The sequence below is a fragment of the Bradyrhizobium diazoefficiens genome (assembly GCF_016612535.1).
Taxonomy (GTDB): Bacteria; Pseudomonadota; Alphaproteobacteria; order Rhizobiales; family Xanthobacteraceae; genus Bradyrhizobium; species Bradyrhizobium diazoefficiens_C.
On the sequence record NZ_JAENXS010000001.1, the window covers coordinates 1,525,329 to 1,542,018 of the forward strand.

The 16,690-nt window shown below is 56.6% G+C and carries 14 protein-coding genes; 2 read left to right on the top strand and 12 right to left on the bottom strand.

Annotated elements, in window-relative coordinates; translation table 11 throughout:
• Positions 1–109: 109 nt before the first annotated feature.
• Together JJE66_RS07205 and JJE66_RS07210 are read left to right on the top strand one after the other, a co-directional pair.
• Positions 110–886, top strand: coding sequence for a cyclase family protein (locus tag JJE66_RS07205; protein WP_200513440.1), 777 nt, complete (start codon positions 110–112; stop codon positions 884–886).
• Positions 887–1,198: 312 nt separating this feature from the next.
• Positions 1,199–2,122: an alpha/beta hydrolase gene (locus JJE66_RS07210; RefSeq protein WP_200513441.1), complete on the top strand. Its 924-nt coding sequence runs from the start codon at positions 1,199–1,201 to the stop codon at positions 2,120–2,122.
• Positions 2,123–2,464: 342 nt separating this feature from the next.
• On the opposite strand, the gene JJE66_RS07215 is transcribed toward JJE66_RS07210, so the two are convergent.
• From JJE66_RS07215 to JJE66_RS07270, 12 genes are all read right to left on the bottom strand, one after another.
• Positions 2,465–3,160 (bottom strand): GntR family transcriptional regulator, encoded by a 696-nt coding sequence (locus tag JJE66_RS07215; protein ID WP_200513442.1) that lies wholly within the window; start codon positions 3,158–3,160, stop codon positions 2,465–2,467.
• Positions 3,161–3,552: 392 nt separating this feature from the next.
• Positions 3,553–5,202, bottom strand: coding sequence for an AMP-binding protein (locus JJE66_RS07220; protein WP_200513443.1), 1,650 nt, complete (start codon positions 5,200–5,202; stop codon positions 3,553–3,555).
• A gap of 130 nt (positions 5,203–5,332) precedes the next feature.
• Complete coding sequence (locus JJE66_RS07225; RefSeq protein ID WP_200513445.1) at positions 5,333–6,496, bottom strand: CapA family protein; 1,164 nt, start codon at positions 6,494–6,496, stop codon at positions 5,333–5,335.
• A gap of 244 nt (positions 6,497–6,740) precedes the next feature.
• A complete protein-coding gene (locus JJE66_RS07230) occupies positions 6,741–8,210 on the bottom strand; it encodes a M81 family metallopeptidase (protein ID WP_200513447.1) in 1,470 nt (489 codons plus the stop codon).
• Positions 8,211–8,279: 69 nt separating this feature from the next.
• Positions 8,280–8,696 (bottom strand): RidA family protein, encoded by a 417-nt coding sequence (locus tag JJE66_RS07235; RefSeq protein WP_200513449.1) that lies wholly within the window; start codon positions 8,694–8,696, stop codon positions 8,280–8,282.
• A gap of 66 nt (positions 8,697–8,762) precedes the next feature.
• Entirely contained in the window at positions 8,763–9,611 is an 849-nt protein-coding gene (locus tag JJE66_RS07240; protein ID WP_200513451.1) for an aminotransferase class IV, read from the bottom strand.
• A gap of 149 nt (positions 9,612–9,760) precedes the next feature.
• Complete coding sequence (locus tag JJE66_RS07245) at positions 9,761–11,533, bottom strand: ABC transporter permease subunit (protein ID WP_200513453.1); 1,773 nt, start codon at positions 11,531–11,533, stop codon at positions 9,761–9,763.
• 16 nt (positions 11,534–11,549) lie between these two features.
• On the bottom strand, positions 11,550–12,647 hold the full coding sequence (locus JJE66_RS07250; RefSeq protein ID WP_409362797.1) for an ABC transporter ATP-binding protein: 1,098 nt from the start codon (positions 12,645–12,647) through the stop codon (positions 11,550–11,552).
• Between the two features lie 156 nt (positions 12,648–12,803).
• Complete coding sequence (locus JJE66_RS07255; RefSeq protein WP_200513456.1) at positions 12,804–13,886, bottom strand: ABC transporter substrate-binding protein; 1,083 nt, start codon at positions 13,884–13,886, stop codon at positions 12,804–12,806.
• Between the two features lie 155 nt (positions 13,887–14,041).
• Positions 14,042–14,890, bottom strand: coding sequence for a D-amino-acid transaminase (locus JJE66_RS07260; RefSeq protein WP_200513458.1), 849 nt, complete (start codon positions 14,888–14,890; stop codon positions 14,042–14,044).
• Positions 14,891–14,913: 23 nt separating this feature from the next.
• Positions 14,914–15,747 carry an aldo/keto reductase gene (locus tag JJE66_RS07265; protein WP_311979832.1) on the bottom strand — a complete coding sequence of 278 codons (834 nt, stop codon included), beginning with the start codon at positions 15,745–15,747 and terminating at the stop codon, positions 14,914–14,916.
• Positions 15,748–16,059: 312 nt separating this feature from the next.
• Positions 16,060–16,647, bottom strand: a complete 588-nt coding sequence (locus JJE66_RS07270; RefSeq protein ID WP_200513460.1) for a TetR/AcrR family transcriptional regulator — start codon at positions 16,645–16,647, stop codon at positions 16,060–16,062.
• Between the last annotated feature and the right edge of the window lie 43 nt (positions 16,648–16,690).

Sequence of the window (16,690 nt, forward strand, 5' to 3'; positions counted from 1 at the left end):
ACGCCAGCTCGTTGCGGCCAGCTGAGGCATCTCGAAGCGCTGCGGAAGCACGAAGTGACCAGAATATCCGCCGCGGGGCAATGACAACGTCGTATCTTTAAGGAGTCACATGAAGGATCCAATCGCACCCAAACCGGATGGCTTCGAAGCGATCCGGACTGCCGCCCAGCACCTTCGATCTCTGCGGCCTGTCGACCTTGCACCAACCTTGGGTCGGGGCATCCCACGCTGGCCAACGCATCCCCATCTGATCATCGATCCGACCGTCGTGCACGAGAACGATGGATATTACTGCCAGAATCTCAGCATGGCCGAGCATATCGGATGTCATGTCGACGCGCCCGCGCATACGGTTGCCGACCAGATGCACGCTTCGATCGAAACGGTTGCTGTTGACCGGCTCGTCGCCGAGGCGGTTGTTTACGATTTTTCCGATCGCGACTGGAAACCCGGTGACATCCTTTCGCCTTCGGACGTCGAATCCTACGAGCGTAAGCATGGCATCTCGGTCGGCCCTGACGAGATCGCACTCGTGAACTTCGGATGGTTGAAGCAGCATTGGCGTCGTGATGCACAGGCCCAGTGGTATGCCCGCAATGCTCCGGGCATGAACGAAGAACTGGTGCTCCTCTTCAAGGAACGGAAGGTTCGAGCCGTCGGCGCAGACACGATCGCCTGCGAAGCGGCGTTGGTGGATGGTGTCTCCACAGGGACGTTGCCCGGGCACTTCAAGCATTGGCTGCCAAACGGCATCTTGATCCTGGAATGCGTTGCTAATCTGGAGCTCGTCTCCCGCCGCTGCCTTTTCATGGCGGCCCCGCTGCCCATCGAACACGGCTCCGGGTCGCCGCTTCGGCCGATCGCCTACTGCTGTGATGACTGCTGAGGCGAATTCCTGTGTTCTGCGGCCAAAAGAACAGTGTCGAGCATCAGGGCATGGCAGCAGCAAGGGTCACGTTGACCGGAGCGACTTGATTGATGCTGGGCCCACGGTGAGAATGCACCCAAGGGGGCTAATCGGATGGAGTACGCTGCTCAGTGTCAAGCGAGCGGCAATCTTGCCTCCACAAGGCGAGACGCTGCAGCGTTCTTGGACAATCCAGGTCTCACTGACCTCGACGGAGCCACAAGTCGGCAGAACCTCGTCGCAAGGTGGACAAGCATCGCGGATGCTCACTGCGCCATCGGTGACCTCAACATGCAGAATGGCACCTTTGCTGAGGCAGCCGAGGCCTGGCTTTGCGCCTTGACCGCCTTTGAAGTGACCAGGCGATTGATTGACGAAGGCGATCCTCAACATGGAGACGTTTCAACCAAGATCGAGCGTGGTATTCAGAGATTGAATTCATCTCTGGTGCAGAAAATCGAGCGGATCAACATTGCATGTTTTGATCAGGTTGAAGTGCCAGCTTATTACTTGCGGGCCGCCAGCCCCAATCGGCACACGCCGGCAGTGATATGCATCAGTATGGAGCAAGAATCCGCAGCGACGCTGCTCGGAAGGCTATTGCCGGTGGTGATTGGCCAAGATCTTTCGGTACTCGTCATCTCTCACGACGATATCTCAAGTGGCTCGCGCAGCCACTCGAACCTTCTGTTGTCTTGCTGCTTGGACTATTTATCAAGGCGGCCCGACGTTGATGCCAGGCGAATCGGCGTTTACGGAGAGGAATTGTCGGCTGTCCTTGCGACCGATTTCGCTGCATGTGATCGGCGCCTTGCGGCGGCAGTTTGCGATGGCGGTCTTTGGCATCGGTCTCGGAATTTGGCGTCTGTCGGTTGGATGACGGGAGCTGCGACCTCGACGGGCGAACATGCAGTGCCAGCACATCGCGCCCAACGCATACGACTGTTGAAATGCCCAGTTCTCGTGGTCGCCGGCGGGCGCGGTATCGTGAGCGTATCGGAGGCGGTCAAACTACAGGCTGAGTGCATGCAAGCGCATTTCGATCTGCAGTTGGTCGTCCCGCGAATGATCCGCAGCCAGGGGTGGGAAATCGAAAACTTCGTGAGTTCAGACGATTGCATTTTCGGATGGCTGAAACAAAAGCTGGCGGCGAGTGATCGTGTGCGAGCAGTGAATCGATCATTCGATGAGTCGCAATCTGTTCGTCCCGCGTGATCGTGACACGTCAAGCGTGTCACAACCTCGAGCCATTCCTTGCGACGGCTGTCATTTGGCCGCAGCTTCGAAAAAACGATACGTCCATAGCCAATGACGTGGACGCGATGCAATATCCAGAGCGCGATGGCCAACGTTTACTCCAGCAAAAAGGTGAAGACCCCGCTTCCGCGATGCGTGCAATCGCCGACCTGTTGAACGATCAAAGGTCCCAAGCCGTCGGTCGGCTCATTACTCATGATGAGCTCGGGGTCGCCCATAAGCGTTCGGCAGGTGGTCAGTATCTGCTGGTCGCGTCCTGGAGCGAAGACGGACTTTTGGGCGACTCTTGTGGTTAGGAGCCTAGTCCTGTCGAGACTGGACGAGATTGCTCAGACGGCGGTAGCCCTCCCGCAGGTCGTTTTCGATCGCCGCCCGTACGGCCGTAGCGTCTCTGTCCTTCAGTCCGCCAATAGCCCATTGGTGGTTCGAGACCCCCCGCCGGTGGATTGCAAACTCGGGATATAGATCGTTTAGCGACGGCCCGATGCGCAACCACTGAGATTCGATGAGTGTGACCAGGCGGGGCATTCCGGAGGTCCCGTAGAGCCGGAAGTGGAATGCTTTGTTGAGACGAAGGACATCGGCGTATTGCGACTTGTCCATCGCATCGTTGATACGGATCTGCGTCTCTTCCAGGAACGAGATGTCCCGGTCTTCGATATGCGCGGTGGCTTCGAATGCTGCCAATCCCTCGAGCGCAAGGCGGATCTTCGTCACTTCATCGAGTGTGGCCATGGTAAGTACCGGCACGACGACGGTCTTCGGCCCAAGATTAACCAGGGCGCCCTCGCTGATCAGGCGAACGATGGCATCACGGACAGGCGTCGTGCTGACACCGAGCGCTTGCGCAACCGATCGTACGGTCAGCTTGCGTCCTGGCACAAACTGCCCGCTAATGATGGACTCCTTGAGCGAGGTGTAGGCGAGTTCGCCCAAACTGGCTTGCCGGTCGAGGGGCGCAAGGGGGCTCGCAAGGTCGGGTTCGTTTAGCGTCATCTAATCTGCTGGTCGTCAGCTATGTTATGTGTTATACCAAACACCAGAACACAAAAACCAGTCATTCGCAACGATCTGTGGCGGATTGCCTTTTTTCTCCTCGACTATTTGACCCCAGCCGAGCACGGGAGGTCGTGACCGTGGCTCTCGTCTGCGTTTCGGGTTGGAACGGAGTGGAAATCAGGTTCCGACTGTGTGCCCTCGGTGTTTCGGCCAAAATGTGAGCGCGGCGGGGATGAGAGCACTTTTGGGCCAACAGAATTACAGCACAAGCACAGTGGTTGAGCGGCGCGTCACGTTAGACGACCCCACAGAGCTGACGCATCATCATCGCGATGCTGATTTCGGTCGCAGGCTGACTTTGTCCCCAGCCTAACGGGCCAGCGCGGCGGTCAGCGACCGAGAGCACTCTCACTGCGGAAATCGTTCGCGCAGCTTCGCTTTCCAGAACTTGCCGGTCGACGTTCGTGGTACTGCGTCGATGAACTCATAGCGATCGGGCAACTGCCATTTTGCGAAACTGCGCGCCAGGAGATGCTCGCTGAACTCCGTCGTGTCCACCTGCTTGCCAGGCTTGAGTACGATGCAAGCGAGGGCCTCTCGCTCCATTTCTCGTTGGGGATCGCGATCACCGCTGCTTCGGCGACCGCAGGGTGCTCCATCAGCGCATTCTCGAGATCGGCCGAGCTGATCCATTCGCCGCCGGATTTGATGAGGTCCTTTGTCCGGTCGGTGATACGCACAAAGCCAAGCGGATCGATTGAGGCAACGTCGCCGGTACGTAGCCAGCCATCCTCGGTGAACTTGTCGCTCGAAACGGGCGCATCGTGGTAGGAGCCCGCAATGAACGGCCCGCGCACCTGAATCTCGCCTACGCTCTTGCCGTCCCACGGCTGCTCACCTTCGTCACCGCACAGCCGCAGCTCCACCAGTGGGACAGGCACGCCGGCCATGGCGGCGCGACGATACTTCTCCTCATTGCCTGCATCGCGCAGCTCAGCCCGGTGGTATGATCTGGTGCAGAGAGGAGACGTTTCGGTCATGCCCCATCCCTGCTCGATCCACACGCCATGCCTGTCGAGCGCGCGAATCAAAGACTCGGGCACGGTTGCGCCGCCGGTCACGGCGCGCAGCGGTTTCGGCAACTTCCATCGGCCGCGGTCGGGCGAACCTTCGGCCTGCGCCGCCTCGAAGGTCTGCAACAAGGTCATCCAGATTGTCGGTACTCCGAAGGCCATCGTCGGCGGCTCGATCTGCATCAGGTCGAGGATGTCGTCGGAATGCAGGTGCGGTCCGGGAAACACGAGCTTCGCACCCAGGTTCACCGCGCCGTAGGGAATGCCCCAGGCGTTCACGTGGAACATCGGCGTGATGGGCAGAAGTACGTCGGTGCTGCGCAGCGCCCAGAACTCGCCGAGGCTTCCGACCAGCATGTGCAGGATGGTCGAACGGTGAGAGTACACCACGCCTTTCGGACGGCCGGTGGTACCGGACGTGTAGCACATTGCAACCGGGTCGGTTTCCTCGTGCGCCTCATATTTGAAAGCATCGGGATCGGCGTGATTCAGCAAGGCCTCGTAGTCTTCCGTGTCCGGCGGAACACGCCCTCCCGAGAACGGGAAGACGATCACGCGCTCGAACTGGTGCAAATGCGCGAATTGCTTGTACAGGGGCAAGAGGATGTCGTCGACGATCAGGAAGCGGTCGCCTGCATTTGCCGCAATCCAGCCGATCTCGTCGGGCGTCAGTCGCAAGTTCAGCGTGTGCATCACACCGCCTGCCGCTGGGATTCCGAAATAGCACTCCAGGTGAGCATGATGATTCCAGCACAGCGTGGCAACGCGGTCACCTTTCTTAAGACCAAGCCGCTGCAGCGCCGACGCGAGCGAGCGCGTGCGCCGATAGAACTCACCGTAGGTGTGCCGGCGAAGACTCTTGTCAGGCAGCCGCGAGACAATCTCGTTAGCGGCAAAAATCTTGCCCGCGCGCTCCAGCAGATGATTAAGCGAGAGTGGCACGTCCATCATCGTGCTATGGAACACTTGTCTTCCTTTCGAACGAACCTCAGTGTTGGCCGAGCGCCAAGCGGCCGATAGCTCAGAAGTTGGCATGAGCAAGCGTTTACGTTCGCCGACAGATGGATTTGGTATCCGCCCTCGTTTGCACAGAGCTCTAGCCCACTCTTCGGCCTCTCGTTGCCCGTGAATAGGCGAGGCCCGATCTCTCTAGAATAGGTGAGTAGCACGTTTCAAAGTCAACTTCGCCGCCAATCCTTGACATATAGTCGACGATTTCTTGAGCTCGCGAATCATCTACCTTTAACGGCATAGCGTGATTTTCCTCGTTGATGAGACATGGGAAAAATCCAACCGATATCATCTCAGGTCCTTCGAAATCGCAGGCGGCGACCATCGTCATGCGAGCGTCAGGATGGAATGGCGACAAGGGAAAGCCCTCGCGTGGATAGATCGCGTACTCCCCAATCGCCTTCAGTTTTTCCAGCTCATGGCCATTGTGAATGACGTCGAGGCCTGGCAGATCGAAAACGAAATGACCGAGGCCGTAGAATATAGGCTTACCCTCGTGAAACTCGATACCGCGCAGGAAATGATGATGATGCCCTAGGACCACGTCAGCACCTGCCTCAATGGAAATACGGCCAAGAGTCCGTTCGTATTCGGTCAAGTAAACGGGCCTGGCGGCCTGCCCCCAATGGTGACTGACGACGACGACATCTACCCTGCTGCGCAGATCCCGGATCAGCGACTTCAGGAGCTCGACGTCTTCGGGAAACGGGAAAGTCCTAACTGCGGGCACTACGCCCGGTTCGACATGACCATAAGACCACTCAGGAATGAAATAATGTGAATGAACTCGCATAGCGGCGAGCCCGGGCTTCGATCTGCGAGCGTCATAGCCGACGGGATAGACGGACGAGAAACCGAGAAAGCCGATTCTAGTGCCGTGTTGCTCGACAACAGCGGCTGCTGTTGCTTCGGCCAGGTTTGCCCCAGCGCCGACGGTCTTGATCCCCTGCGAATGAAGTAAGTTCAAGGTGTCGGCCAGCCCCTCGTGCCCCGCATCAATAATGTGATTATTCGCGACCGCCATCACGTCAAATCCAGCTTCGCCGAGCGCGCTTCCATTCAATTTCGGCGCGATAACTTGCCAGCCAGAACTGGGCGCAAAATGCGGATGATCGGTAAACACGCCTTCGCAATTACCGAATACGACATCGATCTTATGCAGCAAATCGTTGGAACCGAAGAACGCATCGTTCGGCTTCTTGCGATTGACGAAGACGTCGCCGACGGCTCCCAAAGTCCAAACACCCAATACGATCTCCTAATTATTGAGGTCTGCGGAATTACCGCTAGTTTGATTCTGACGATTCCCGCCTGCAGCGGCGGCCGATTTGCGACATGCCCCTTCGCGCGCGCCCTTTCATCGCTCCGGATGGCGCGGTTCTCGGGTCCTAGCAAGCGTGCCGCTAAACTCCGAAGAAGCGCGAGCAGGAATGCCTCGCCTCGAAATTGGATTCCAAGTCCGCCTATCGAGGTCGGTTCGGTGACGTGCCTCGTCAGAAGATGAGGCCAGGGCTAGTAGCTCCATCGAGCGGCCAGATTGGGCGATTGATCCGTCGGTAAGGAATCTTGCGATAATCGAGGCTCGCCAGTCCATCACTTTCGACATTGATCATCTTCGCAGCGATCGGACCATCGGCCGTCATGAGAGGCCTCGCGGACTTGAGAACCACGATCTTCTTGGTAAGAGGGTCGATACCGACGTTACGGAAAAGCTCCAAGCCTGTGCTCGCAGTGCGGTTACTGACAAGCAGGACTTCGATGCCGCCCACTCGTATCGCGGCGCAATCACCAAGCAAACCCCGGCGCGGACCAAAGGTTTGCCAGCAATCGGCTTTCAGGCCAACCACAGTCACCATCGCGTCAATCGGGAGTCCAGAGCTCGGACCAATCTTGCCGCCCAAGCGTAAAGGAAACTCGGCGTCCTCGCCCGCATCAAAGCAGAGCCGTACCGCGATTGGGTCCCAGATGGGACCTACCGCGGCACTCTCGACACCGCGCTCAATGAGACGGCGCAAGATGTTCGTGTTGTCGGACGGCGCACCACTCCCGGCACTGTCGGCAGCATCCGTGATCACAACTGGCGGGTCATTGCATTCAAGGGCCGCGCTGATTCCGTCGTCGATGGAGTAATATTGCGGCAAGTTCTTGCCGCGCATAGAAATGAACTCCTCGCCAATGATAGTAGCGAGTGCGTCGCCCTTCGCTTTGTCCTTGTCCATGGTGACCAGAATGCGGCCGGATAGGTCCGGCACATCGCCCCAAGGAAAGCAATGGCAGATAGAGATCGAGAGCACCCCGTCCTTGCCTTCCATCGCCTTAATTCGATCGACGAAGCCGCGCATCGGCGGCACGGTGGTTAGACAAAGTTGAATTTGTCGGCAGTCATAAAGAGACATAACCGGCTTGATTTCTCCCCGCAGCGTCTTCAGCACGAGATCAAGCACCTCCTCGGCGCGTTCGACCATGTCGGTGTGAGGATACTCCTTGTAAAGGACTATTACGTCAGCGAGTTCCACCCGTTTGACGCTGAGATGACAATGCGGATCGAGTTCGACGCCTATGACACATTTCGGGCCGACGAGGGCGCGCACGCGCTCCAATATGTCGCCTTCAACGTCCTCATAACCGTGAGCCACCATAGCGCCATGAAGGCCGAGCAGCACGCCGTCTACGGGAAGCGCCGCCTTGAGCTGACTCAGGATCTCATCGCGCATGAACTCATAGTCGCGCTGCTTGGTGGTGCCCCCGAGAGAAGCGGCGAAGCAACTTCCTTCAATGAGCGTGAAGCCCTCAGCGGCTGCCCTTTGGCGCGCGACCCAGAGTGGCTCCGTACAGAAAAGCGGCGTCTCTTCCGGGTGCTCGCCGGGCCTAAGGAAGACGCACTCTTTGTAAGAATTGAGGCTGGTCGGAAGAGGAGAGAAAGGATTCGTTTCCGTGGCAAGTGTAGCGGCGAACAAGCGCATTGAAGAGTCTCCCGGTTCTTGTGGCACGTCAATTCCGTTCCGGAACGGACGAAGATGCTGACAGCTCGGTCATCCCTTGTTTTCCGACTTCTCGAGTGGCGCGTATGCGATCACCTCGACTTCAATCCTTATTTCGGGCCATGATAGTGCGGCGACGATAACGCCCGTGTGAGGTGGCCGATGGTCACCGAAATATTCCAAACGCGCTCTCGTCACTGCCTCTCGGTCGTTTCCATCTATCAAGATGGTGTTGACCTTAACAACATCACGACGTGTTACGCCCACATGAGCGAGCACGCGGTCGATATTGCGATAGATCTGTTGTGCCTGCTTATAAGGATCGTCAGGCGCCACCCAGTTTCCGTTCTCGTCCTGTGCGATCTGGCCGGCCAAGAAGATGAGATCTCCTGCCCTTGAGGCGTGCTCATAGTTGACCCCCGGAAACACATCCTTCGGGCTGGAAAGAACGACGTGTGCCTTCTTCATCAAGATCTCCAGGGATAGCTGGTAAGCGCAACAGATAGGCGGCTCATATTCCCATATCGGATCGGGCTAGCAGCCGATTGACTGGAGGAACGCCTCGTGGAGTTTTGTTGTAAGTTCACCCACCTGGCCGTCTCCAACTTTCCGTCCGTCGATAGAGGTGACCGGCGTCACGAGGTGTGTCGCGCCTGTGATAAACGCCTCTCGAGACGCAAGAGCCTCGTCCAAACTGAACGCGCGCTCGTTCACCCTTAGGTCTAGAGATTTGCAAAGAGACAACAGTGCGTCCCGAGTGCAGCCTGCCAAAATTTGTTGCGAAAGAGGATGAGTGACGATGGTCCCGTCGCGGTCAACTATATAGGTGTTCGTCGAGCCGCCTTCAGTCACTAGTCCGCGAGAGACAAGCCACACCTCATCGCAGCCTTTGGACCTGGCTTCCACCTTTGCCAACACTTGGTAGAGGAGCTGATTGCTTTTGAAGTCGCAGCGCCCCCATCGCAAGTCATCCGCCGAACACACCGCGATCCCGTGATAAGCGGCTCCACGTTTGACAATCGTTATCCTGTTGACGCTCAATATGACCGTCGGCGTCAGGCGGTCCTCATATGTAAACGTGCGCTCGCCAACCCCACGCGTCACCTGGATGTAAACGAAACCCTCCTGTAAATCGGTGAGCCGGATTAACTCGGCGACCCGATCATCAAGTTTCGTCCAAAACTGGTCTGGCACGTCAAGGCGAATTGCCTGCAACGCTCGCTTCATGCGCGCGCGATTCAAGGACCAGTTGATCATACGGTGCCCCACAACGACACATACGTCGTAGATGCTATCCGCAAAGGTTAAACCGCGATCGAAGACAGAAATCTTCGCTTCCGAGGCTGGCATGAACTCGCCGTTGAGGCATACGAGATCCTTCACAGCCAACTCCGATCTATTTCGCATGGATCTTTATTTTGCCCACTTTGGGTCGCCTTCTTGATCATAACATACCGCGTATGCGTTACGTAACTGTGCTTAACCGCCGGAGTCAAGATGATTTGGCAGGGAAAGTTTGTAAGCTCGATAAGCTAAGCGAGCGACTCCGGGCGGACATTCTGAGCCAACGATCTTGATTTCCACCACGTCAGATAAAGCACGAGCAACCAAAGTGCCGGCAGAAGCGTGAGCAAGGAACCCACTGCAGCAATCGTCGGATCGATTTGATTGCTTATGTTCTCGTACATTTTGAGCGGTAATGTTCTTATCGAAAATCCGCTGACAAGGGATGTGATGATGACCTCGTCAAAGGAGTGAATGAAAGCAAATACCGCGCCGCCAACAATGCCCGGCAAAATAAGTGGAACAGTCACCCTTCGGAATGTTGTTATCGGTCCCGCGCGCATGCTCATCGCCGCCTGCTCCAACCGCCGATCAAAATTCGCCAAAGTGGCGGAGACAATTACAAATACGTAGGCAATCGCCCCAACGCTATGCGCAATAACCACCCCCGATATCGTTCCGATCAGTCCCAACCTGACCAAGCCAAAATAGATCACGACGCCAACGACAATAATGGGAAAGGTGATCGGAGTAAGGATAACCATGGTCAACAATGATCGGACACGGGTAACTGTACGATTGAGACCGAACGCCGCAAGCGTTCCAACACTTGCCGAGACCAAGGCGACCGATAGCCCGATTTGGAGGCTTACCATGAGGGCACTGGTCCAGCTGGGGTCTGCGAAAAAGGTTTCATACCACCGCAGCGAAAAGCCAGAGGGCGGAAACTCAAGAACTGCCGCTGGGCTGAATGACATCGCGATCACGATAAGGCCAGGAACCTGAAGGAAAAGCATCACCAATGTCAGAAACAGTGCTCCGACCGGAGTCGACCAATGTATGACTTCGGCTGGTCGATAAAGTTCGATTCGCCACCGTTTTGCTCTATGATGGGCAGCGAATTCATTCAGCCACAGAGCCACTCTACGTGCTCGCTGGAGCCTTTTTCGCTTCGTCAGTTCAATGGCGCCGTGGCTACCCCCTCCGGAAAGATCTAGCCCAAAAATGAATAGCGCGACTGCAGCGGCGGCCAACAAGATGAATGCCGAGGCGGCCACAGGTGCCAAATTAACCGAGGTCGAAAGTTGAGTGGCAATGAAATTGGACAGCATGACATCCCGAAGTCCACCGAGCGCTGCCGGCGTGATGTAGAACCCCAAACAAATCACGAAGACAAGCAATACCCCGCTGCGCACACCTGGTAGGCTGAGCGGAAGATAGACTCTGAAAAACGCTGCGAAAGGACGTGCCCCCATGCTGCGCGCCGCAGCCATCAACGACTTGTCTATGCCCACCATCACGCTGAGAAGCGGCAGAATGAATATCGGAAGCATGATATGGACCATACCGATATAGACGGCTAGACGGTTATACAGGAGTGGCAGCGGGTGCGAAATTAGCCCCAGGCCGAGTAGCGACTGGTTGATTAGCCCGTGGTCTCCAAGTATCACCACCCACGCGTAAGTGCGCACCAAGGCGCTGGTAAGCCACGGAATGAACACCAATACGGTGAGCACCACTCGCACTTTTTTCGAGGCGCCGGCGATGAGATATGCTGTCGGATATCCTATGATGAGACACAGCAGCGTGGCGATAATGCTGATTTCTATCGTCTGAAGCAGAACCCGGCGATTTGCGCTGTCACCGAAGAAAGCCTCGTAGTTGACGAGCGAAAGCGCGGGCGCGTTCAGACTTGTCAAGAACAGTTGAACGATGGGAACGCCAACTGCAATCAAAAGGATTGCGATGGCAGGCACCGTGAGCAAGATCGGCATGCGACCCAAATTGTTGAGTATTCTCATACCAGTTCACCCCCGATCAGGCTGCGACGAAGCGGACGTCTGAACGCCGCCAATCCAGTCGAACCTCATCTCCGTAGGAAAAGACATCTTGCTCCGAATCGACATGTTGACGCACCAGGATCGCGCCGGCGCCCACACGTACGCGATACTTTCGCAGCGGGCCTGCGTATATCATGTCCTCAACGGTACCTGTGACCGATTGTCTTTGATCGGGGCTCGGCGGTGATGCCGAAAGTGCCGACAAGCTGATCCGTTCCGGCCGGATCATGGCAATAGCACCGTTGGGGTGCGGGATGCCCGCTTCCACCTTTATCCCGCAACTCTCCAGGAAATTGGCTTCACCAAGAAAATTGGCCACAAATCTTGTTGCCGGTTGATCGTAGAGCACTTCGGGCGTCCCGGATTGTTCAATTCGACCATCGCGCATTACAACGACACGGTCGGATAAGGTCAGCGCTTCCTCCTGATCGTGTGTCACGCAGACCGTGGTGATGCCGAATTCCTTGTGAAGGCTCTTTATCTCGCCCTGCATCTGTTCCCGAAGGTTACGATCAAGAGCACCAAGCGGCTCATCCAGCAGGAGGACCGGAGGATCGGCAATCAGCGCACGCGCAAGAGCTACCCGTTGCTGCTGGCCGCCACTTAGCTGGCTTGGCATCCGCTCGCCATGCTCGCCAAGATGTACGAGGCTAAGTATGCGGTCTACCCGCGTTGAACGCTCGCTCGACCTCATACCCCGCATTTCAAGGGGAAACTCGAGATTCCGCCGCACGCTCAAGTGCGGAAACAATGCGTAGCTTTGGAATACGATACCCTGATCGCGCCGATATGCGGGTACCGTTGCCACCGATTTTCCGGCGACGAGGATGTCCCCCTTGGTGGGAGACGCAAATCCCGCGAGCAACATCAGCGTGGTGGTTTTTCCCGACCCACTGGGACCGAGGATCGTTAAGAACTCGCCCCTCCCCACTGATAGCGACAGGTCTTTGACAGCAGCGATCGTACCGTACAACTTCGTAACGTTGCGGAACTCGATCTGAATATTCTCACACAACTTTTCCGACGGTCCCTCGCCTGAAATTGGCTGGTCCGTCTTTTCAAATGGCAAACCCACGACTGAATCTCCAATGCGACCGGAAGCAGACCGACATCGGCCCATCTTCCCTACCGGAGGAGGACCCAGACCATCGACGACGCTCCTAAGTAGCGAACACCGACTATTTGCCTTGCCATTACGTGCGGATGGCAAGGCAGCTTATTTCTTAGTTAGCTATTCCAGAATCCACTGGTTCCAACGCTTGTTGAGCCGGTCGCGGTTAGTCATTCCGTCCGGCCCGACTTCCGCGTACCATTTCAGATCCTGGAAATAACCCTGTTTCAAGTACTCGGGGTAGGTACAAAGCTTGCGCGCTATCTTGTCATCAAGGAATTCATAGGCCTTGCGATTCGTGGGTGCCTGAGGATAAAGCTTGGCAAAGGCCGCTTGTCGGTCGGAGCGCAGAGCGAGCGCGATAAACTTTTGCGCATTCTCCGCATTCGGGCTGCCTTTCGGGATCGCCAAATAATCGGAATATAGTTTCGCTTGATTCCTGACAATCTCGATGGGCGAACCGTGATCCATCAAGAACACCGCGCGTCCATCATAGCAGTCGGCCAGATCGGCCACACCGTCACGCATTATCTGCAAGATTTCCGAGCCGTTCATCCACCATTTCCGCACATGTGGCTTAATTTTATTCAAGCTTGCCACAGCTCGTTCCACATCGATGGGATACAGCTTATCGACCGGTACACCGTCCGCCAGCAGCGCCTCTTCCCACGGAGCCCAGTTCACCGACGGGAGCGAACGGTTGCCGGGGAACTTCTCGACGTCCCAGAAATCACTCCAGGTGTTCGGGCGCGGCTTATCCGCGGGAAAACTCTTGGTGTTGTAAACCTGGTTCAACGAGACAACGTAAGGACCAACGCCATAGGGATGCTTGCATCGCTCAATAATGCCATCCAGTTCCTCCTTTTTGTAGATCGAGTAGTCGATCTTTTCGAGGTAACCCTCCCTCGCGAATTGTTCGGGCAAACCCATGATGACGACATCAACGGTAACGCTCTTGGTCGTTACCATCATGGGAATTTGTGCTGGGTCGATGTTCTGGGTTATTGGCGTAACCTTGACACCGGTTTCCGCTTCGAAGGGTTTGACGTAGGCTTCGACAAATGCCTTGCCGAAATCGCCGCCGCCTACGATTACTCTCAATTCGTTCGTGGCCGCACGGCTGGGGCTGACCCCAAACGCACCAACCGCCGCAGCGGACGAGGTGGCAAGCATGAGACGTCTACGATTGATGAGAAATGTCATTGGCCGTTCTCCTCCATTGGTCAGATCTTGTTTGGGTCGATCGACAATCACGTTGAGTCAGAACTCAATTCGTTCGTGCATTCGTAAGAAGCAATTATCAAGGGGCCTCTGTTTTCGTTTGACGACCGCGTCGCGAACGACAGCGAGGACCTTTGTCAGCAACCTATTGATTGCAAGAACGCTTCATGCAGGTCGGCCGTGAGCGGACCTATTTTCCCATCTCCAACTTTCTTTCCGTCGATGATAGTCACCGGCGTCACAAAGTGGATTGCGCTCGTTATAAATGCCTCCCGAGCAGTGAGCGCCTCTTCGAGGCCGAACGCTCGCTCGTCCACATTGATACGCCTGGATTTGCAGAGCGAAAGCAGCGCATCTCGGGTGCAGCCCGCTAGAATTTCTTGAGAGATCGGCCGGGTAACGATGGTGCCATCGCGCTGAACGATGTATGCGTTAGTCGAGGCTCCCTCCGTCACCATTCCTGCGGAGACGAGCCAAGCTTCCTGGCATTGCTTTGACTTCGCCTCCATCTTGGCCATCACCGGATAGAGCAGCTGCGTAGTCTTGATATCGCGCCGCCCCCATCTGAGATCTTCGACCGAGCACACGGCGATTCCTCGATACGCGTGGCCTCGCTTAACGATGTTAGTCCTGCAGACACTCAGGATGACTGTGGGCGTCATGTTGTCGTCGTAAGTGAAGACACGTTCGCCCACGCCGCGTGTTACCTGAAGGTAGACGTATCCCTCACGCAGATCATTGAGCTTGATTAACTCAGTGGCGCGCTCGTCGAGTTCATTCCAGAAGCGATCCGGCACGCAAAGGGTGATCTCCTTCAGCGAGCGCTGTATGCGGGCACGATTGAGAGGCCAATTGATGAGGCGGCCAGCAACAACGGGGCAGCAATCATAGATGCTATCTCCGAAGGTGAGACCGCGGTCGAAGATCGATATTTTGGCCTCCGCCGCTGGCACGAATTGACCATTGAGGCACACGATCTCCGTCATTCTCACCTCCATCTTGCTCTCGTTCACTCGTCCCAATCCAGCGCCCATGAAGGGGAAAACACACGGCCGTCCGGCCTGTGTAGAGCGGTTATTGCGGCCATCTCTTGTGAGGAAAGCGAGATATTGCCTCTGCGCAGATTGGCGGCAATTCGTTGAGGGTTTGAAGAACGTGGGACTGCCGCCACACCTTCTTGGTGCATCAGCCATTCGAGAACGATATCCGCTGCAGTCGTCCCGTGGGCCGCCGCAAAATCTGTAATCGTCGGGTCCGACAGCAGTGCACCGCTGCCAAACGGCGCATACGCCACGAAGGCAATTCGCGCCTCTCTACAGATCGATATTAACTTCGACTGATCCAGATAAGGGTGATATTCGCACTGAAGCGCCGCGATCGGCTCACTGCTTAGTTGCACAGCCTTGGACAGGGCTCTCGAGGGGAAATTGGAAAGGCCAATATTCCTTACAAGGCCCATTGCTTTGGCCTCTGCCATAGCCGATAGCGTATTTGAGAGTTCCACCGCGGGGTTCGGCCAGTGCACCAGGAGGAGGTCGAGATAGTCGCAGCCAAGAGAGTCAACGCTGCGCTCGACGGAGGCCAGGAGCCGCTCCGGCTCTAGATCCGTCCACCACACTTTCGAGGTAAGAAACAATCGGGAGCGCGCAACTCCAGCGCGCGCGATCCCTTGCCCGATAGCCTCTTCGTTCCCGTACCGGCCCGCGGTGTCAATATGCTCGTAACCGGCCTCTAAAGCCGCTAGAACTGCGGAGATGGCATCGGCCCCTTCGAGCTTCCAGGTACCCAAGCCAATCCGCGGCATGCGGAAACAGCCCGTCACTAAGCTGGCTGCACTATTCACGTCACCGCATCCATAAACGACGAGCCTGCTGCTTTCAGGCGGGGCCATGTCCGAAGTACATCGGACGATCCGCCGCCACCCAAGAGACGATCATATAACATACCGAATGCGCGTTATGTAAATGCGTATATTGCAATTGTGTCAAGATTAATTTTTGGCCCGAGTCGAGAAGCTCGTAGGCAATCCGTCCGACTGTGCCCGAAAACAGTCGGCCCGTGGAATTCGACGCCTGGCGCTGGGCCACCTGTTCGAGCAAGCTGGCATCGGCCCGAACTCCGAACTTCGTCAGAACTGAAAGCCGGAGTTCATGACTTAGGCGTCTGCAGCGAACTCACCCTGCCGACGCTGAGTGGCGGCCTGGTCCAGGCGAGCTTTCAGGAGGCCAGCAAGAACGTCCAATTGGCTTTGAAAGAACGAATCCTCGCGGTTCGCGAAGGTCTCGAGGAACATGCCGCGCATTGCCGAAAGGATAAAAGGGAGAAGTGCAATCAGCGTGTTCTTGGTGCGATCGGAAAGAAACGAGTTGTCGCGAATAGCGGCGTCCATTTGGCCGCGCGAGTTCCTGCGGTGATCCGCCAACTGCTTGCATAGGCCCTTGTCACTTCGCCAGCCTATGTTGATCTCCCAGACCGCCCAATAAGCCCCCTTGCCATAGACCGACCACAGCGAGCCTATCAATGCATCGGCGAGGTGGGAGCTACCGCCCCTCCCCTCCCGGAGATCGGCGAACAACGCGATCACATTCGCGGTGACATCGTCCAGCACGGCAATAAAAAGGTCCTCTTTGGTCGCGAAGTGGTGATGCAATGCGCCGGTAGATAGGCCTGCTTGTTCTGCTATCGCGACACTCGTGGCCCGTGCGAACCCCTGTTCACTGAGCACGGTTATGGCGGCGCTCACCAAAGCAGCTCTTGCAGCTGCAGTTCGATCCGCCTGTGACCGC